Annotated in this window: 19 protein-coding genes; 13 read left to right on the forward strand and 6 right to left on the reverse strand. The window is 70.2% G+C overall.

Annotated elements, in window-relative coordinates; genetic code table 11:
- Positions 1 to 107 precede the first annotated feature (107 nt).
- From B5557_RS41600 to B5557_RS41615, 4 genes are all read left to right on the forward strand, one after another.
- The gene (locus tag B5557_RS41600; RefSeq protein ID WP_079664373.1) at positions 108 to 1,574 is read left to right on the forward strand and encodes a purine-cytosine permease family protein; all 1,467 of its coding nucleotides are present in this window, start codon (positions 108 to 110) and stop codon (positions 1,572 to 1,574) included.
- Positions 1,571 to 2,149, forward strand: a complete 579-nt coding sequence (locus tag B5557_RS41605; RefSeq protein ID WP_079664374.1) for a cysteine hydrolase family protein — start codon at positions 1,571 to 1,573, stop codon at positions 2,147 to 2,149. The genes B5557_RS41600 and B5557_RS41605 overlap by 4 nt, the downstream gene beginning before the upstream one ends.
- Positions 2,150 to 2,203: 54 nt before the next feature.
- Positions 2,204 to 2,602: an SseB family protein gene (locus B5557_RS41610; protein WP_079664375.1), complete on the forward strand. Its 399-nt coding sequence runs from the start codon at positions 2,204 to 2,206 to the stop codon at positions 2,600 to 2,602.
- A 94-nt stretch (positions 2,603 to 2,696) separates the two neighbouring features.
- Positions 2,697 to 3,788, forward strand: a complete 1,092-nt coding sequence (locus B5557_RS41615; RefSeq protein WP_079664376.1) for a hypothetical protein — start codon at positions 2,697 to 2,699, stop codon at positions 3,786 to 3,788.
- Between the two features lie 20 nt (positions 3,789 to 3,808).
- Here B5557_RS41615 and B5557_RS41620 read toward each other — a convergent pair whose 3' ends face one another.
- The 6 genes from B5557_RS41620 to B5557_RS41645 all read right to left on the reverse strand — a co-directional run bounded on the left by B5557_RS41620 (position 3,809) and on the right by B5557_RS41645 (position 8,987).
- The gene (locus B5557_RS41620) at positions 3,809 to 4,213 is read right to left on the reverse strand and encodes a MarR family winged helix-turn-helix transcriptional regulator (RefSeq protein ID WP_079664377.1); all 405 of its coding nucleotides are present in this window, start codon (positions 4,211 to 4,213) and stop codon (positions 3,809 to 3,811) included.
- Positions 4,214 to 4,325: 112 nt separating this feature from the next.
- Positions 4,326 to 4,673, reverse strand: coding sequence for a VOC family protein (locus tag B5557_RS41625; RefSeq protein ID WP_079664378.1), 348 nt, complete (start codon positions 4,671 to 4,673; stop codon positions 4,326 to 4,328).
- A 129-nt stretch (positions 4,674 to 4,802) separates the two neighbouring features.
- On the reverse strand, positions 4,803 to 5,837 hold the full coding sequence (locus B5557_RS41630; RefSeq protein ID WP_079664379.1) for a LacI family DNA-binding transcriptional regulator: 1,035 nt from the start codon (positions 5,835 to 5,837) through the stop codon (positions 4,803 to 4,805).
- Positions 5,834 to 6,739: a carbohydrate ABC transporter permease gene (locus tag B5557_RS41635; protein ID WP_079664380.1), complete on the reverse strand. Its 906-nt coding sequence runs from the start codon at positions 6,737 to 6,739 to the stop codon at positions 5,834 to 5,836. Before B5557_RS41635 ends, B5557_RS41630 begins: the two co-directional genes overlap by 4 nt.
- Positions 6,736 to 7,659: a carbohydrate ABC transporter permease gene (locus B5557_RS41640; protein WP_079664381.1), complete on the reverse strand. Its 924-nt coding sequence runs from the start codon at positions 7,657 to 7,659 to the stop codon at positions 6,736 to 6,738. The genes B5557_RS41635 and B5557_RS41640 overlap by 4 nt, the downstream gene beginning before the upstream one ends.
- Positions 7,656 to 8,987 (reverse strand): ABC transporter substrate-binding protein, encoded by a 1,332-nt coding sequence (locus tag B5557_RS41645; RefSeq protein ID WP_079664382.1) that lies wholly within the window; start codon positions 8,985 to 8,987, stop codon positions 7,656 to 7,658. The genes B5557_RS41640 and B5557_RS41645 overlap by 4 nt, the downstream gene beginning before the upstream one ends.
- A gap of 161 nt (positions 8,988 to 9,148) precedes the next feature.
- On the opposite strand from B5557_RS41645, the gene B5557_RS41650 reads away from it, so the two are divergent.
- The 9 genes from B5557_RS41650 (at position 9,149) to B5557_RS41690 (ending at position 18,745) form a co-directional block, all read left to right on the forward strand.
- Positions 9,149 to 11,170, forward strand: coding sequence for a beta-galactosidase (locus B5557_RS41650; RefSeq protein ID WP_079664383.1), 2,022 nt, complete (start codon positions 9,149 to 9,151; stop codon positions 11,168 to 11,170).
- Positions 11,171 to 11,274: 104 nt separating this feature from the next.
- Positions 11,275 to 12,843: a glycoside hydrolase family 53 protein gene (locus tag B5557_RS41655; RefSeq protein WP_079664384.1), complete on the forward strand. Its 1,569-nt coding sequence runs from the start codon at positions 11,275 to 11,277 to the stop codon at positions 12,841 to 12,843.
- A 241-nt stretch (positions 12,844 to 13,084) separates the two neighbouring features.
- Positions 13,085 to 14,053 (forward strand): SMP-30/gluconolactonase/LRE family protein, encoded by a 969-nt coding sequence (locus tag B5557_RS41660; protein ID WP_079664385.1) that lies wholly within the window; start codon positions 13,085 to 13,087, stop codon positions 14,051 to 14,053.
- A gap of 77 nt (positions 14,054 to 14,130) precedes the next feature.
- Positions 14,131 to 14,586, forward strand: a complete 456-nt coding sequence (gene crcB, locus B5557_RS41665; RefSeq protein ID WP_079664386.1) for a fluoride efflux transporter CrcB — start codon at positions 14,131 to 14,133, stop codon at positions 14,584 to 14,586.
- Complete coding sequence (locus tag B5557_RS41670; protein ID WP_079664387.1) at positions 14,583 to 15,011, forward strand: DUF190 domain-containing protein; 429 nt, start codon at positions 14,583 to 14,585, stop codon at positions 15,009 to 15,011. The genes crcB (B5557_RS41665) and B5557_RS41670 overlap by 4 nt, the downstream gene beginning before the upstream one ends.
- A complete protein-coding gene (gene crcB, locus B5557_RS41675; protein WP_079664388.1) occupies positions 15,008 to 15,373 on the forward strand; it encodes a fluoride efflux transporter CrcB in 366 nt (121 codons plus the stop codon). The genes B5557_RS41670 and crcB (B5557_RS41675) overlap by 4 nt, the downstream gene beginning before the upstream one ends.
- Before the next feature lie 94 nt (positions 15,374 to 15,467).
- Positions 15,468 to 16,304, forward strand: coding sequence for an undecaprenyl-diphosphate phosphatase (locus tag B5557_RS41680; protein WP_079664389.1), 837 nt, complete (start codon positions 15,468 to 15,470; stop codon positions 16,302 to 16,304).
- Between the two features lie 327 nt (positions 16,305 to 16,631).
- Positions 16,632 to 17,309 (forward strand): FadR/GntR family transcriptional regulator, encoded by a 678-nt coding sequence (locus B5557_RS41685; protein WP_079664390.1) that lies wholly within the window; start codon positions 16,632 to 16,634, stop codon positions 17,307 to 17,309.
- The gene (locus tag B5557_RS41690; RefSeq protein ID WP_079664391.1) at positions 17,306 to 18,745 is read left to right on the forward strand and encodes an amino acid permease; all 1,440 of its coding nucleotides are present in this window, start codon (positions 17,306 to 17,308) and stop codon (positions 18,743 to 18,745) included. The genes B5557_RS41685 and B5557_RS41690 overlap by 4 nt, the downstream gene beginning before the upstream one ends.
- Positions 18,746 to 18,786 lie beyond the last annotated feature (41 nt).

The following is an 18,786-nucleotide window of genomic DNA, read 5'->3' on the forward strand; positions in this document are numbered from 1 at the left end:
CCCAGGTGGACCCCGGCCGGCCCCCCCGTGGATCGCGGGGATTCCGACGGGTAGGACTGTGACGGACAAGCTCCCGCCACGCACCCACCCGGACAGGCAGGTCGCCGATGACAGACTCCCGAGCCGGCACACCGGCGGACCGACCGCTCCAGGTGGAGACCCACGGCCTCGACGTCATCCGCGAAACCGAACGCAAGGGAGTCCCCCGCACCCTCTTCTGGCCCTGGTTCGGCGCGAACGTCTCCATTCTCGGCCTCAGCTACGGGGCATTCGCGCTGGGCTTCGGCATCTCCTTCCAGCAGGCCCTGGCCGCCGGCGTGATCGGCATCGTCTTCTCGTTCCTGCTCTGCGGCTTCATCGCGGTCGCCGGCAAACGCGGCTCCGCGCCCACCATGGTCCTTAGCCGCGCCGCCTACGGCGTGCGCGGCAACCGTCTGCCCTCGGCGATCTCCTGGATGCTCACCGTCGGCTGGGAGACCGTCCTCGTCGCACTCGCCGCCATGGCCACAGCGACCGTCTTCGACCGCCTCGGCTGGGGCGGCGGCACCGGCACCAAGATCGTCGCACTGGTCCTGGTCGGCTCCCTCACCGTCGTCGGCGGAGTCATGGGCTTCGACCTGATCATGCGCCTGCAGACCGTGATCACCGTGGTCACGGGCGTGCTCACCCTCGTCTACGTCGCCCTCGTCGCCGACCACGTCCACTGGAGCACCGTCAGCGCGATCCCCGCAGGATCCGCCCAGGAGTTCATCGGCGCACTCGTGTTCATGATGACCGGCTTCGGCCTCGGCTGGGTCAACGCCGCCGCCGACTACTCCCGCTACCTGCCGCGCTCCTCCTCCGGCCGGGGCGTGATCGGCTGGACCGCCTTCGGCGCCTCCGTGGCCCCGCTGCTCCTGCTGGTCTTCGGCCTGCTGCTGGCCGGCTCCTCCGAGCGGCTCGCCACGGCCGTCGCCGCCGACCCGATCGGCGCGCTGACGACCATCCTGCCCACCTGGTTCCTCGTCCCGTTCGCCGTGGTCGCCGTCCTCGGGCTGGTCGGCGGCGCCGTCCTCGACATCTACTCCTCCGGCCTGGCCCTGCTTTCGGCGGGCCTGCGTGTCCCGCGCCCGGTGGCGGCCCTCCTCGACGGCGTCCTGATGATCGCGGGCTCCGTCTACATCGTGTTCTTCGCCGACGACTTCCTCGGCCCCTTCATGGGCTTCCTCACCACCCTCGGCGTCCCCATCGCCGCCTGGTGCGGCATCATGCTCGCCGACCTCGCCCTGCGCCGCCGCGACTACACCGAGGCCGACCTCTACCGCCCCGACGGCCGCTACGGCGACATACCCGCCGTCCCGCTGCTGCTCACCCTGACCGCCACCGCCCTCGGCTGGGGCCTGGTCACCAACGCCGCCGCCGACTGGCTGGACTGGCAGGGCTACCTGCTCGGCCCGCTGGGGCTCGGCGGCAGGTCCGGGGACTGGGCCTACGCCAACCTCGGTGTCCTCGCCGCCCTCGCCCTCGGCTTCCTCGGCACCCTCACCCTGGGCCGCGCCCGCGTCCGCGCACAGGAGCAGGCGGTGAGCCGATGACCGCCGGCCGACTCGCCGTCATCGACATGCAGCACGTCTTCGCCGACCCCGCGAGCCCCTGGGCGGCCCCCCGCTACGCCGAGGCGGCGGCAGGCGTACGACGCCTGCTGCCGGCCTTCGGCGACCGCGTCACCTTCACCCGCTTCCTGGCCCCCGCGCAGCCCACCGGCGCCTGGCGTGCCTACTACGACCGGTGGCCCTTCGCCCGTCGGCCGCCCGACGCCCCGCTGTGGCGGCTGACGGACGAGTTCGCGCCCCTCGCGCACGACGTCCTGGACGCCTCGACCTTCGGCAAGTGGACGCCCGCGCTCGCCTCCCGGGTCGCACCGACGGGCCGCCTGGTCCTGGCCGGCGTCAGCACCGACTGCTGCGTGCTGTCCACGGCGCTCGCCGCCGCCGACGCCGGTGCGGAGGTGCTGGTAGTCGCCGACGCGTGCGCGGGCGCGGACGACGCCTCCCACGCCCAGGCCCTGCACCTCATGGACCTGTACCGGCCGCTCGTGCGCGTCACGACCGTCGCGGAACTGCTGCGCACCCCGGCGACCCGACTCCTCGGCCCCCACCAGGGGGATTGATCCCCCGCCCCTCGGGTACGCGAGGTCGGACCGCCGCTACCAGGGGAGCCTGTCATGGAGACACCCGCGCACGACCGCACGAACAACCCCGCCGCGCTGGCGCTCGACGCGCTGGCCCGCGACACCGAGGACACGGCGGCACTGGACACGCTCGCGCACTGCGACGTCCTGGTGCCCGTCCCCGACGACGCCACCGACGAGGACGTCACCGACCCGACCACGGTCGCCCTGCCCGTGCTGGAACAGACCGGCGGCGCGCCCGTCGTGCCGGTGTTCACCTCCGAACCCGAGATGGCGGACCTACTCCCGGACGTCGCCCGCTACCGACTGGTGCCGCTCGGCGCGCTCGCCGCGCAGTGGCCCACCGGTGAGCTGTCCCTCGCCATAGACGCCGCCGGCGCCCATCCGCTGACCCTCACCTCGGAAGGGGTCCGCACCCTGCTCGCCCGCTGACCCGTCCCCTCCTCGCCGCCGTCGGCCCGCCCCACAACCGGCGCGGCGGAGGCGGTGTGCGGGGCGTACCGCCCGCTTGATCGACAATGGCCGCATGATCTGGCTCTCCGGTCTGGCCGGCGTCCTCGTGCTCGCGTTGGTCCTCGGCAGCATCCTGCGCACCCTCGTCGTACCGCGCGGCCTGTACTCCGTGGTCGTCTACCGGCTGTGGTGGACGCTGCGCCGGCTGCTGCACCTCGCGGCCCTGCGCCGCGGCTACGAGACCATCGACCAGCTGCAGGCCTGGCTCGCCCCGCTGATGCTGGTCGGCATGCTGACGATCTGGCTCGGCGGCGCCCTGACCGGCTACGGGCTGGTGCTCTACGCCCTGTCCCCGCTGTCCTGGACCACTGCCTTCCGCGAGGCCGGATCCAGCCTGCTCACCCTCGGCTTCGCCAGCGGCGCCCGTCTGCGGCTGTCGGCGCTCGACTTCGCCGCCGCGGCCACCGGACCGGTCGTCATCGCCCTGCAGATCGCCTACCTGCCCACCCTGTACGCCGCCTACAACCGCCGCGAACTCGAGGTCACCCTGCTGCAGTCCCGGGCCGGGGAGCCCGCCTGGGGTCCGGAGATCCTGGCCCGGCAGTGGCTCGTCGACACCGAGATCGCGCTGCCCGAGCTGTACCGGTCCTGGGAGCGGCTCGCCGCCGACATGGGGGAGAGCCACTCCACCTACCCCGTGCTGCTGGCGTTCCGCTCCCCGCGCCCGTACCGCAGCTGGCTGGTCGGACTGGTCGCCGTGATGGACGCGGCGGCCATACAGCTGGCGCTGTCACCGCGCAGCGCCCCACCGGAGGCCCGGCTCGTCCTGCGCGCCGGCTTCACCGCCCTGCGCGACATCGCCCGCGTCCTGCGCTTCCCCTTCGACTCCGACCCCGCCCCGGACGCCCCGATCCGGCTCACCTTCGTCGAGTTCGAGGCGGCGGTGGCGATGCTGGAGACGACGGGCTTCAGCGCCGAACGCGGCACCGAGGAGGCCTGGCCGCACTTCCAGGGCTGGCGGGTCAACTACGAGGCGATCGCCTACGAGCTGTGCCGCCGCTGCGACGCCGTTCCCGCCCTGTGGACGGGCCCCCGGGACTTCCCGACGACCCCGATCCCCCCGCGCCGCCCGGCGGACCGACGACCGGGCGAAAAGAGCGTCTAGCGGACAGGTGCGCCTCGGCCCTAGCCCTGTTCCGGGGCGGCGCCCAGCATCCGGTCGAGCACTGCCCGCTGCAGCGGCAGCACCTCGGTGTGCAGGTTGCGGCCCTTGCGGGTGAGGGCGACATACACGCCGCGCCGGTCCTCCACACAGACGGAACGCTCCACCAGGCCTTCCTTCTCCAGCCGGCCGATGAGGCGGGACAGTGCGCTCTGGCTGAGATGCACCCGGCCGACGAGGTTCTGCACCCGACACTGGTCGCCCTCGCGGGGCGCCTCCAAGGCGAGGACGTCGAGCACTTCGAAGTCGCTCGCACCGAGGCCGTGCGGATGCAGCGCGCGGTCGATCTCGCACATGGTGCGCGCGTGCACCGACAGGATGTCCCGCCATCGTTCCTCGAGGCCCGCCCCGGCCGTCTTCACTGCCATACCCGCACGGTAACACCGTTTCGCGCATTCATTTACAGTGCAACTAGTGCGGGTGCAAGCAGATTTTCCGAGGGGCCCGGCGAGGGACCCTCGCGGAGGTACCGCGCCGGGCCTACGACGGGTCCTGGAGCAGCCCCACGAGGTTGCCGTCCGTGTCCTTCACGAAGGCGATGAGCCGGCCGTTGCCCACGTCCTGGGCGTCCTGCAGCAGCTCCGCGCCCGCCGCCACCAGCGCGGCGAGCCGGTCGCGCAGGTCCGTGACGTGCCAGTACGGGACCGGTCCGGTCATCCCCTTGGCGTGTCCGTTCGGGTCGAGGCCGACGTCCTGCCCGGCGGCCTTGAAGCCGACGTAGTAGGGCGTGTCGGCGTACGGCTCGACCTCCAGCAGCGCGCTGAACAGGGCCTTCGCCTGGTCGAGGTCCTTGACGGGGTAGATGATCGTCTGCAGGCCGGCAGTCATGGCGTCCTCCTCAATGAGATGCGGTACGCGGTGTCCGCGTCCGTGTTCTCACGCTAAGCCGGGGGAGCGCGGGACGGCTTCTCCGATCCTGACCGGTCCCGCCGACGCGACCGGAGCGGAGCGGTCAGCTCACGTCGAGTCCCGCTTCACCAGCTCCGTCGGCAGGATCACCGCCGCCGGGTCCTCGCCGCCTATCTGGGCGAGCAGCACCCGCACCATCTCGGCGCTGATGCGGTCGTAGGGCTGGCGGATCGTGGTGAGAGCGGGGACGGCCTCCGTCGCCGCGACGGAGTCGTCGAAGCCGCCCACGGACACGTCCTCGGGAACCCGGCGCCCCGCCTGGCGCAGCGCGGTCAGCGCACCCCGCGCCATCAGGTCGGAGGCGACGAACACGGCATCCATGTCCGGGGCCTGCGCCAGCAGTCGTTCGGCCCCCGCCTTGCCGCTGGCCCGGCTGTAGTCCCCGGAGACCACGAGCCGCTCGTCGACCTCGACGCCCGCCTCCATGAGCACCTCCTTGTAGCCGGCGAGCCGGTCCACCCCGCCCGGTGTGTCCAGCGGGCCGCTCACCATGCCGATCCGGCGCCGGCCCAGCGACACCAGATGGCGCACCATGTCACGGGCGCCGTCCCGGTCGTCCGCCGCCACATAGCTCACCTTGGAGCGCAGCCCCATCGGCTTGCCGCACTGCACGAGGGGCACCCCCGCCTCCCGCAGCTCCTCCGCGACCGGGTCGCCGGAGTGGCTGGAGACCAGCAGCACCCCGTCGACATGGCCCGCGGTGATGTACCGGGTGATGCGCCGCCGCTCGTCCTTGGTGCCCGCGAGCATCAGCAGCAGGGGGATGTCGTGCGCTGCCAGCGCCTGGGTGCAGCCGCTGAGCAGCACATTGAAGTTGGGGTCCTCGAAGAACCGTTCCTGAGGCTCCGTCAGCAGGAAGCCCACGGAGTCGGAACGGCCGGTGATCAGTGAGCGGGCGTGCCGGTTCACGACGTACCCCGTCCTGCGGATCGCGGCGTTGACCGCCTCCGCCGCCGACGGGCTGACGTAGTGCCCGCCGTTGAGGACGCGCGAGACGGTGCCTCGTGAGACTCCTGCCTCGCGCGCCACGTCGTGGATGGTCGGCGGTTTGCGCCGGCCCCCCGCACCATTGTTCATGGTCATGACTTTACGGCTCCGGACAGCAGATCCAGGCTCCAGAAGCGCTGAATGACCAGGAAGAGCGCCACCAGCGGAAACACGGCCAGGAACGCGCCGGTGATCACCAGCGTGTAGAGCGCCGGGGTGTTGGCGCCCTGTTCGAGGAGCGTGAACAGGCCGAGCGTGATCGGGAACTTCTCGTCGTCGCTGAGCATGATGTACGGCAGCAGGAAGTTGTTCCAGATCGCCACGAACTGGAACAGGAACACCGTCACCATGCCGGGCACCATCATCGGCAGCGCGATCCGGGTGAAGATTCGCCACTCGCTCGCCCCGTCCATCCGGCCGGCCTCCACCACGTCGCTCGGCACGGCCGCGGCCGCGTAGATGCGCGCGAGGTAGACGCCGTACGGCGAGAGGATCTGCGGCAGCAGCACGGACCAGTAGGAGTCCGTGAGGTCCGCGTTCGCCATCAGCAGGTACTGCGGGATGGCGAGGATGATCGGCGGCATCAGCACGCCGGCGAGCAGCACGTTGAACAATGTCTCGCGGCCCCGGAAGCGGTACGTCGCCAGCGCGTAGCCGCTGAACGCCGACACACACGTCGACAGCAGCGCTCCGAGGATCGCGTACAGGGCGGAGTTGCCCATCCACTGCCAGTAGATGCCGTCACGGTAGGCGTTGAGGTCCGTGAGGTTGTCGGCGAAGCCGGTGCCCGGCAGGAACGTGAAGGTGGAGAACAGCTCACTGCCCGACTTGGTGGACGCGATCACCACCCACGCCACCGGCAGCAGGCAGTAGATCGCGCCCACCAGCAGCGTGATCGTCGGCACCAGCGCGATCCGGCTGCGCAGCGGCGGACGGCTGTGCGCCGTGCCCGTCGTACCGGCCGCCGAAGGGGCTTTCTGTACGGCAAGAGAACTCATCGTGCTGCCTCCTGCTTGTTACGACGGTTGGCGGCCCGCAGAAAGCCGAACGACAGCACCAGCGTGGCGATCGCGATGATCACGGCCTCGGCGGCCGCCTGGTAGATGTCACCGGTGCCGAACGCGTCCCGGTACACCTTCATCAGCGGACTCCAGGTCGTGGACACGGAGTTGGTGAGCGGCTTCAGGGTGGTCGGCTCGTTGAACACCTGGAGCGTGGCGATGATCGAGAAGAAGAAGGTCAGCACCAGCGAGGGCGCCACCATCGGGATCTTGATCCTCAGCGCGATCTGCAGCGGGGTGGCGCCGTCCAGCTTCGCCGCCTCGTACACCTCGGCCGGGATGGCCTGCAGCGAGGTGTAGATGACGATCATGTTGAAGCCGGTGCCGCCCCAGACCGCGATGTTCGACAGGGCGAGGTACAGCGGACCGCCGTCCAGCAGGTCCGGCTGCGGCATGCCCAGCTTCTGGAGCACGTAGTAGAAGGGGCTGACGTCCGGAAGGTACAAAAAGCCCCACAGCAGCGCCGCCACCACGCCGGGGATGGCGTACGGCAGGAAGATCGCGAGCCGGGTGAAGGGCGCGAGGCGCACCTTGTCGGAGTCGAGCATCAGCGCGAACAGCAGCGCCAGGCCCAGCATCACCGGAACGACGATGCAGCCGTACCCGAGGACGCGCAGCGCGCCGTCGACCAGCTCGCTGTCGGTGAGGGCGTCGGTGTAGTTCTCGATGCCGGCCCAGACCTCCTTCCGCGCGCCCGACCCCAGGCCGAGGCCGGAGACGTGCACCTTGTGGAAGCTGAGCCAGACCGCGTACCCGATGGGCAGCGCGAAGAACAGGGCGAAGAGGATCGTCGCGGGGAGGAGGAAGGCATACGGGGCCCCCTTGACCCCGTACGACTTCCGGCGTGCGGTGGTCACTCGGAGACCTCGAAGCCCTGCTTCTTCATGTCGGCGACGGTGTCCGACTGCATCTTGTCCAGAGCGGCAGAGAAGTCCGACTTGTTCTTCGCGGCGGCGCCGAACGCGTCCTTGAAGGTCGTGTAGGCGACGTTCACGTTCGGGCCCCAGGCCGACGGCGCCGTCGTCTTCGCGATCTTGGCGGCGGTGGTGTAGAAGTCCGCCTGGTTGGAGAAGTAGGCCGGCGGGGTGGTGAAGGCGCCGCTGAGCTGGGCCGAGGTGGAGGCCGGGTAGATGCCGCTCTCCTTGGCCAGCGCGTTGAGGGCGTCGCCGTCGGTGTTCAGCCAGGCGGCGAACTTGGCGGCGGCCTCCTTGTGCTTGGAGTCCGTGGTCACGGCCGTGGAGGAGCCGCCCCAGCTGCCGGTGACGTTCTCGCCGTTCGACCACTGGGGGAGCGGGGCCATCGCCCACTTGCCCTTGGTGTCGGGCGCGGCTGTGGTCAGGGTGCCCGGCGCCCACACGGCAGAGACCCAGGCGATCTGCTTGCCGGTGTTGAGCGCCTTGTTCCAGGCCGGGGTGTACATCGGCTGGTTGTCGATGGCGCCCTCCTTGACGAGGCCGCCCCAGAAGTCGGCGACCTTCTTGGTGGCCGTGTCGTTGACGCCGACCTTCCACTTGTCGCCGGAGGTGGTCCACCACTTGGCACCGGCCTGCTGGGCGAGGCCCGCGAAGAGACCGGAGTCGTTGGCGGAGAACGTGGTGAGGTCGAGGTCCGGCGCCTTCTTCTTCAGCGTGCGGGCCGTCTCGGCGAACTGATCCCAGGTCTGCGGAACCGTCAGGCCGTACTTCTTGAAGAGGTCGGCGCGGTAGTAGAACATCATCGGGCCGATGTCCTGCGGAACCGCGTAGACGGCGTCCGTGCCCAGCGTCGTCTGCTGCCAGACACCGTCGGCGAACTTGGCTCTGGCGTCGCCGACGTTCTTGGCTATGTCCGCCAGCGCGTCATTGCTGACCAGCGTCGGCAGCGCCTGGTACTCGGCCTGGACCAGGTCCGGCGCCTTGCCCGCCTTGTGCGCGGTGAGGATCTTGGTGACCAGTGTGTCGCCGGACGCCTGCTTCTTCACCGTGACGGTGATCTGGTCCTTCTTGCCCTGGCCCTTGTTCCACAGGTCCACGACCTTGTCCATGCCGGGCGTCCAGGTCCAGTACGTCAGCGAGACCGGACCGGACTCGGCCTTGCTGTCGTCGTCGGACGAGCCGCACGCGGCGAGCGCGCTGGCGCCGAGCGTGACGGCGATGGCGGAAGCTGCACCTCTGACAATGAGCCGCCGACGCTTCGTGTTGGGCATGGATCTCTCCCCTGACCTGGGTCCTGGTGTCTGTGAGCGTTCACAGTAGAGAAACATCCCGGACACTTGTCAATGGTTGTTGCTGTGCGGTTATGTTGGGCACGCACCGCCAACCTGATGTGTGCACGTTCCCATATGTTCGATCAAACGGGAGAAAATCCATGCCGGAGACCACCCCCAGGGGCCTCACCGGGCTCGCCTTCGGTGGGGACTACAACCCCGAACAGTGGCCGGAAACCGTCTGGCAGGACGACGTCCGGCTGATGCGGGAGGCCGGCGTCACCATGGTGAGCGTCGGGATCTTCTCCTGGGCCCTGCTGGAGCCCTCGCCCGGGGTGTACGACTTCGGCTGGCTGGACCGGATCATCGACCTGCTGCACGAGAACGGCATCCGCGTCGACCTGGGCACCCCCACCGTCGTCCCGCCGGTCTGGTTCTTCCGCAACCACCCGGAGGCGCTGCCGGTGACGCCCGAGGGCGTCCGCTACGAGTTCGGCTCGCGCGGGGCCATCTGCCACAGCAACACGGACTACCGGGCCGCGGCGGCGAACATCACCAGCCGGCTCGCCGAGCGCTACGGCGACCACCCGGCGCTGGCGATGTGGCACGTGCACAACGAGTACGGCGTCCCCGTCTCGGCCTGCTACTGCGACTCCTGCGCCGCCCACTTCCGCCGCTGGCTGGCGACGACGTACGGCACGGTGGAGGCGGTCAACGAGGCGTGGGGCACCGCCTTCTGGGGCCAGCGCTACGCGGACTTCGAGGAGATCAACCCGCCGCGCGCCACCCCGACCGTCGGCAACCCGGGCCAGGCCCTGGACTACAAGCGGTTCGCCGACGCCACCATGCGCGAGAACTTCTGCGCGGAGCGGGACATCCTGCACCGCCTCGCGCCCGGCGTCCCGGTGACGACGAACTTCATGACCGCCCTCAGCCAGTGCGACTCCGTCGACTACTGGGCCTGGGGCCGCGAGGTAGACCTCGTCACCAACGACCACTACCTGATCACCGACGGCCGCCGCACCCACGTCAACCTCGCGATGGCCGCCGACCTCACCCGCTCCGTCGGCGCCGGCGCGCCCTGGATCCTGCTGGAGCACTCCACCTCGGGCATCAACTGGCAGCCGCGCAACCCCGCCAAGGCCCCCGGCCAGATGGCCCGCAACTCCCTCGCCCATGTGGCCCGCGGCTCCGAGGGCGCCATGTTCTTCCAGTGGCGGCAGTCCCGGCGCGGCGCCGAGAAGTTCCACTCGGCGATGGTCCCGCACGGCGGCACCGACACCCGCGTGTGGCGCGAGGTCGTCGAGCTCGGCGCCTCCCTCGACTCCCTCAGCATGATCGGCGGCACCCGCACCGAAGCCGACGTGGCGATGCTCTGGGACTGGCACTCCTGGTGGGCGCAGAACCTCGCCTGGCGCCCCAGCGAGGACGCCGACCCGCGCGAGCGCGCCGACGCCTTCTACGAGGTCCTCTACGACCGCCACCTCACCGTCGACTTCGCCCGTCCCGAGGGCGACCTCGCGCAGTACCCGCTGGTCGTGGTCCCCGCCCTGTACCTGATGACCGAGGCGGCCGGGAACAACCTCAGGGAGTACGTCGAGAACGGCGGCACCCTCGTCGTGTCGTACTTCTCCGGCATCGTCGACGAGCACGACGCCGTCCACGAAGGCGCCTACCCCGGCGCGCTCCGGGACGTCCTCGGCCTCACCGTCGAGGAGTTCTCCCCGCTGCTCCAGGGCGAGGGCGTGCGCCTCACCGGCCCCGACGGCTCCGAGCTCGGCGGCGACGTGTGGACGGAGTTCGTCGTCCCACGGGGCGCCGAGACCGTCTGGACCTACGCCGACGGCCTCACCGCCGGGCACCCGGCCGTCACCCGGCACCGCCTCGGTGAGGGCACCGCCTGGTACGTCTCCACCCGCCTCGGCCACGAGGGCCTGGACGCGGTGCTCGGCTGGGCCGCCGAGGACGCCTCGATCGCCCCGCGCGCCGACCTGCCCCACGACGTCGAGGTCGTGCGGCGCTCCGGCGAGACGGGCGGCTACCTCTTCGCGATCAACCACACCGCCACCGACGCCAAGGTGCCGCTGGAGACCTCCGGCACCGAACTGCTGACGGGCGAACGCGCTGCCGGCCGCCTCGCGGTCCCGGCGGGAGCCGTCCGGGTCGTGCGACTCGACGGCTGAGCCGACTCCCCCTTCGCCCGTGGAGCCGCGAGCCGCGGGCGGAGGGGGTCCCTCCCGCAGGAGGGAACCCCACCCCCATCACGTCGAAGGGACGACGGACGACGATGTTCCATCCCAGACGCACCCTCAGGGCCCTGCTGCTGCCGCTCGCCGCGGGACTCGCCCTCACGGCCCTGCCCGCGCAGACCGCCCAGGCGGCGAGCACCCTCGCCAACGGCGGCTTCGAGTCCGACGGCACCGGCACCGCGACACCGGCCGGCTGGTCCACGTACTCGGCGGCCGGCCAGAACTCCGCCTCCTTCACCGAGTCCGGAGGTCACGGCGGCAACTACCGCCTGTCCCACTGGGCGTCCACCGCCTACAAGGTGGAGACGTACCAGTACCTCTCGGGCCTGACCAACGGCTCATACAAGCTGACCGCCTGGGTCCGCTCCAGCGGCGGCCAGAACGCGGCCTACATAGCCCTCAAGAACTGCGGCGGCCCGGACCGCCGCACCGACCTGCCGGTCTCGTCCAGCGGCTGGGTGCACATCGTCACGCCGGTCAGCGTGACCAACAACCAGTGCACCATCAGCATCAACAGTGACGCGAACGCGGGCAACTGGATCAATGTGGACGACCTGGCCTTCACGTCCGGCACGAGCGGACTGTCGATCAAGGGCGCCGACATCTCCTCCCTCGCCAAGAGCGAGGCAAAGGGCGGTGTCTACAGGACCGCTTCGGGCGCCACCGGCGACGCGGTCACCATCCTGAAGAACGCCGGCATGAACTACGCGCGCCTGAAGGTCTGGGTCAACCCGGCCGACGGCTACAACAACAAGACGCGCGTCCTCGCCATGGCCAAGCGCGTCAAGGCCGCCGGGCAGAAGCTCCTGGTCGACTTCCACTACTCGGACACCTGGGCCGACCCGGGCGCCCAGTCCAAGCCGGCCGCCTGGGCGAGCCACTCGTACAGCCAGCTCAAGACGGACGTGTACAACCACACCTACGACGTGTTGAACGCGTTGAAGGCCCAGGGCACCACCGCCGACATGGTCCAGGTCGGCAACGAGATCAACGGCGGCATGCTGTGGTCCGAGGGGTCCACCGACAACTGGAGCCAGTTGGCCGGTCTGCTCAACTCCGGCTACGACGCCGTCAAGGCGGTCAGCTCCTCCACCACCGTAGCCCTGCACCTCGCCAAGGGCGGCGACCTGAGCGGCACCCGCTGGTGGTTCGACAACGCCGTCTCCAACGGAGTGAAGTTCGACGCGATCGGCCTGTCGTACTACGGCTACTGGCACGGCACCCTCGCCGACTTCCAGACCACCCTGGACGACGCGGCCTCCCGATACGCCAAGCCCGTGTTCGTCGCCGAGACGGCCTACCCGTTCCGTCTCGACAGCGACGACTCGCTCACCAACCAGATCGACCTGTCCTCCGAACTGGTCTCCGGCTACCCGGCGACCGCGGCCGGCCAGCTGGCCTGGATGAACGCCGTCGCGAACATCGTGGAGGCCGTCCCGAACGGCCGCGGCCTCGGCGTCTTCTACTGGGAGGCGACCTGGACGGCCGTCACCGGCAACGGCTGGGACCCGACCGACGCCTCCTCCGGCAACGGCTGGGAGAACCAGGCCCTGTTCGGCTACGACGACAAGGCCCTGTCCTCCATGTCCTGGTTCAGCCACCGCTGATCCCCGACCCCGTCGAGCGGGGGCCCGGCCGCACCCCGCGGTCGGCCCCCCGCCCGTTTCGCGACACCGTGCCGAAGTGGCACGCCCGTTCGACGGAGAGTGGTGGGGAACTTCGGGAAGAGGCAGCAGAGGACAGAGAGATCACCTTCCGGAAAAGCCAGGCAAAAGACCACGGGTACGACCCGCCGCCCACCCTCCCGCCTGCGAGGATGGCCGCCTCCTCAAGGAAGGTCGGACCCATATGGACCGTCGGGCGCCTCTCGTCCCCCTCAGGTACATCACTCTCCCCGGTCACGGCCCCGAAGACGTCGTCGCCGACCCCAGAGGGCGGATCCTGACCGGGGTGTCGGACGGGAGGATCCTGCGCGTCGAGGGTCTTGAGGATCCGCCCACGGCCCGCGTCGAGCACATCGGCGAGATCGGCGGCCGCCCCCTCGGCCTCGAACTCCTCCCGGACGGCGACCTGTTGGTCTGCTGCGCCGACGGCGCCCTGCTGCGCGTCGACCCCGAGGGCGGTTCCGGCAACGTGCGGGTCCTGACCGAGTCGGCGGCGGGGGAGCGGCTGCGTTTCTGCAGCAATGTCGTCGCCCTGCCCGACGGAACCGTCTACTTCACCGTCTCCAGCCAGGTCCACCCCTTGGCGGACTGGATGGGCGACCTCGTCGAACACACCGGCACCGGACGTCTGTTACGCCTCGCCCCCGGCGCCCGCGAGGCCGAAGTCGCCCTGGAGGGGCTGCAGTTCGCCAACGGCCTCGCGCGCAGCGCCGACGACTCCTTCCTGATCGTCGCCGAGACCGGCGCCCGCCGCCTCACCCGCTACTGGCTCACCGGCCCCCGGGCCGGACAGGCCGAGCCCCTCGTCGAGCACCTGCCGGGGTTCCCGGACAACCTGTGGCGCGGCGCGCCCGACGGCCCCGTCTGGGTGGCGCTGGCCGGGCCGCGCGTCCCCCCGCTCGACCTTCTGCACCGGACCGGCCCCGCGGTCCGCAGGCGCGCCGCCCGGTTGGCCCTGAAAGCGCCGTACCGTCCCTCGGGGTGGGCCGGTGTGCTGGCGATCGACGACGAGGGCCGCATCCTGCACCACCTCACCCGCCGCCGCTCCGGATTCCGCATGGTCACGAGCGTCTGCGAGACCGGTGGCCGACTCGTCCTGGGCAGCCTCTGGGAGCGCGGCATCGCGGTCTGTGAGGCGCCCGTGCCCAAATGAGGCGGCGCTACGCTGGTGCCCGGCCGTGATCACCCCGACGAGGGGGATGGTCCCGGACCGGGCAGGAGACGTAGGACATGACAGCCCCGCAGGCCGAGAGCCTGCGCACCAGCGCATCGCGGCGCACCGCCGGGACGGGTCAGTTCCCGGTGGTCGCCGTCGTGGCGGTCGGCGGCGGCATCGGCGCCGCCGCCCGCTACGCGGCCTCCCTGTGGTGGCCCACCCCAACCGCCGGCTTCCCCTGGACCGTCTTCTGGGTGAACGTGATCGGCTGCGCGGTGATCGGCGTCTTCCTGGTCCTCGTCACCGAGGCCATGACCGCCCACCGGCTGGTGCGCCCGTTCTTCGGCACCGGCGTGCTCGGCGGCTTCACCACCTTCTCGACGTACGCCGTCGACCTCCAGAAGCTGTTCGACGGCGGCCGTCCCGGCACCGCCCTGGCCTACCTGGTGGGGACCCTGTGCGCGGCGCTCACGGCGGTGTGGCTCGCGGCCACGGCGACCCGCCGCACTCTGCAGTGGAGGCGACCATGACGAGACTCACCGGCAGCGCCCTGAGGCTGACCGTCTTCGTCGGCGAGAACGACACCTGGCACCGCAAGCCCCTCTACACGGAGATCGTGCACCGCGCCCACGCGGCCGGTCTCGCCGGGGCCAGCGTCTTCCGGGGCATCGAGGGCTTCGGGGCGTCTTCCCTCATCCACACCGCCCGGCTGCTCTCGCTCAGCGAGGACCTGCCGGTGGCGGTCGTCGTCGTGGACACCGAGGAACGGGTGCGGGCCTTCCTGCCCGAGCTCGACGAACTGGTCACGGAGGGCATGGTCACCCTCGATCCGTGCGAGGTGATCAGGTACGTCGGCCGGGGCGAGAAGCAGGGCGGGAAACGGAGCCGGAGCCGGAGCCGGAGCCGGAGCGGGAATCCGGACGATTCGGGCACGGAGGGTAAGAAGTCGTTGTGAACTGGCTGGTCGTCGTCGCCGGCGGCATGATCGGCGCCCCGCTGCGCTATCTGACCGACCGCGCGGTGCAGTCCCGGCACGACTCCGTCTTCCCCTGGGGCACCTTCGTCGTCAACATGACCGGCTGCCTGATCCTCGGCACGCTGACCGGCGCCGCCGGTGTCGGCCCCGACCTGCGGTTGTTCCTGGGGACCGGGCTGTGCGGGGCCCTGACGACGTACTCGACGTTCTCGTACGAGACGCTACGGCTCACCGAGACCGGCGCGGGCCTGTATGCCGCTGCCAACGCCGTCGCGAGCGTCGTCGTCGGCCTCGGGGCCGCGTTCGCCGGGGTGGCGATCGGCCAGTCGGTGTGGACATGAGCGGCTGCGCCGGCTGCGGGCCTGGTAGGACTGTGTACGACACCGGAGCGTCTACAACGCTGTCGACCGATTCGTCTCCTCAGAACTGGATTCCATGAGCGCCATCTCCGTCGGCCAAGCCGTCGTCCTCGGAGCCGTCGAGGGAGTGACCGAGTTCCTCCCCGTCTCCTCGACCGGACATCTGAAGATCACCGAAGGCCTGATGCACATCCCGGTCGACGACGACGCCGTCGTCGGATTCTCGGCCGTGATCCAGGTCGGGGCGATCGCCGCCGTGCTCGTGTACTTCCGCAAGGACATCGTGCGGATCGTGTCGGCCTGGTTCCGGGGACTGCGCCACCGCGAGGAGCGACAGCACCACGACTACAAGTTCGCCTGGTGGGTGATCTACGCGACCATCCCGATCGTCGTCGTGGGCCTCGCCGCCAAACCGCTCATCGAGGGGCCGCTGGCCTCGCTGTGGGTGGTCGCGGGCTCGCTGATCGTCGGCAGCGGCGTGATGTGGGCGGCGGACCAGATGGGCCGCCACAAGCGGGGTGAGGACGACACCTCGTTCAAGGACGCGATGCTGGTCGGCAGCTCCCAGATCCTCGCGCTGCTCTTCCCCGGCTTCTCCCGTTCCGGCGCCACCATGTCCACCGCGCTCATGCTCGACCTGGACCGGGTCGCCGCCACCCGGCTGTCCTTCTTCCTCGGCATCCCCGCCCTGACCGGCGCCGGAATCTACGAGCTGAAGGACGCCCTCGGCACCGGCGCGGGCGCCGCGCCCCTGGCCGTCGGCACGGCCGTGTCATTCGTCGTCGCCTACGCCTCCATCGCCTGGCTGCTGAAGTTCGTCGCCAAGCACTCCTTCAACGCGTTCGTCGTCTACCGCATCGTCGTCGGCCTGGCCCTGTTCGGCCTGCTGGCCACCGGAGTCCTCGACAGCTGAGCCCCACCAACCAGCGGCCACCGGTGCTGACCAGCACCCACCGGCCGGCGACTGCCGGCGTTGAGTGGCTGGCCCCCGGTTCTGGCCGGCCGGTGGCCAGCCGCTCTGAGTAGGTGTCGAGTGGTTCTGCGTGGGGGTCGTCGGCTCTGGGTAGTGCTCCGCGGCGAAAGCCCTTCAGGGGGCGGGAAATTGTCATTCAGGACTCCCGCCGCCTGAATTTTTTGTTTCCGGGTGTCTTGACAGCGGCCTTGGGCCACCCGGAGTATCACTCCCGTGAACCTGTCAGACAGCCAGACAGGTGGTCGGGGACCGCGGCGCGTCAGCGCGATGGAAGCGGTCCTCACCCACCTCCGCGGCGCCATCGAGCGCGGCGAGTACGCCATCGGCGACAAGCTTCCCTCCGAGGCCGAGCTCTGCCGCACCCTCGAGGTGTCCCGGCCCGTCCTGCGGGAGGCCCTGCGCGCCCTGCAGACCATGGGCCTGACGGTCGCCAAGACCGGCAAGGGCACCTTCGTGATCGCGAACACCGTCGAGGACCCCACCTTCGGCGACTACGCGGCCAGCGACCTGCTCGAGGTGCGCCGCCACGTCGAGATCCCGGTCGCCGGGTACGCGGCGCTGCGCCGCACCCCGGAGAACCTGGACCACCTGGCCCATCTGCTCGACCGCATGGAGCGGGAGACGGACACCACCGCGTGGGTCGCGATGGACACCCTCTTCCACCTGGCCGTCGCCGAGGCCGCCCAGAACCCGGTGTTCCGCCGGGTCATCGAGGAGATCCGGGACGCACTGGCGCGTCAGTCGGCCTTCCTCAACGAGCTGGGCGGACGGCGCGAACAGTCCAACCGCGAGCACCGGGCGATCGTCGAGGCGCTGATCGACGGTTCCGAGCCCGACGCGGTGGAGGCGATGAGCCACCACCTCGACCGTGTCGAGACAACCCTCACCGACATCGTGCGCGCCCCGCGCACGAACCCTCACCTGGAAGGCGGACCCGCGGCGTGAGCGACCAGCACCTCAAAGACGAGACGCGTACCTCCCCCCGTCACGTCGACGCCGGAGACGAGGGCTACAGCAAGTCGCTGAAGTCCCGTCACGTCAACATGATCGCCATCGGCGGCGCCATCGGCACCGGCCTCTTCCTGGGCGCCGGCGGCCGCCTCGCCGACGCCGGACCCTCCCTGTTCATCGCCTACGCGGTCTGCGGCGTCTTCGCCTTCCTCGTCGTGCGTGCCCTCGGTGAACTCGTCCTGTATCGCCCGTCCTCCGGCGCGTTCGTGTCCTACGCCCGCGAGTTCCTCGGCGAGAAGGGCGCGTACACGGCCGGCTGGATGTACTTCCTGAACTGGGCCACCACCGGCATCGCGGACATCACCGCGGTCGCCACCTACACCCACTACTGGGGCATGTTCTCCGACATCCCGCAGTGGGTGATCGCGCTGATCGCCCTGGCCGTGGTGCTCACCGTGAACCTGATCTCGGTGAAGATCTTCGGCGAACTGGAGTTCTGGTTCGCCATCGTGAAGGTCAGCGCACTGGTGATCTTCATGTGCATCGGCATCTTCCTGCTGGTCACCCAGCACAAGGTCGACGGCACCACCCCCGGCCCGTCCCTGATCACCGACAACGGCGGCGTCTTCCCCAACGGCCTGCTGCCCATGCTGCTGATCATCCAGGGCGTCGTCTTCGCCTACGCCTCGGTCGAACTGGTCGGCGTCGCCGCCGGTGAGACCGAGAACCCCGAGAAGATCATGCCGAAGGCGATCAACTCGATCATGTGGCGGGTCGGCCTGTTCTACGTCGGCTCGGTCGTCCTGCTGTCGATGCTGCTGCCGTGGAACAAGTACACGTCCGGCCAGAGCCCCTTCGTGACGGTCCTGTCCAACATAGGCATCCCGGCGGCGGGCGGCGTGATGAACCTGGTCGTGCTCACCGCGGCCATGTCCTCGCTCAACTCCGGCCTGTACTCCACCGGCCGTATCCTGCGCTCCATGGCGATGTCCGGCTCCGCCCCGAAGTTCACCTCGGTCATGAGCCGCAGCCAGGTCCCGTACGGCGGCATTCTGCTCACGAGCGGTATCTGTGTCCTGGGTGTCGGCCTGAACTTCGTCGTCCCGGCGGACGCCTTCGAGATCGTCCTCAACTTCGCGGCGATCGGCATCCTCTCCACCTGGGGCATGATCATGATCTGTCACTTCCTCTTCTGGCAGAAGACCCAGAAGGGCGAGCTGACGCGCCCGAGCTACCGGCTCCCGGGCTCCCCGTGGACCGAACTCGTGACGCTGGTCTTCCTCGTCTCGGTCCTCGTCCTCATGTACGCCGACGGCGGCGCGGGCCGCACCACCGTGCTGTGTCTGCCGCTGATCGTCGCGGCGCTCGTCGCCGGCTGGTACGGCATCCGCCGCAACCTCGCGCGCACCGCGGCCAAGGCCGACGCGTGAGTCCCGCGCCGGCCCACGACAACCCACAAGTGATCCAGGCA

Source organism: Streptomyces sp. 3214.6 (genome assembly GCF_900129855.1).
In the GTDB taxonomy this organism is placed as follows: domain Bacteria; phylum Actinomycetota; class Actinomycetes; order Streptomycetales; family Streptomycetaceae; genus Streptomyces; species Streptomyces soliscabiei.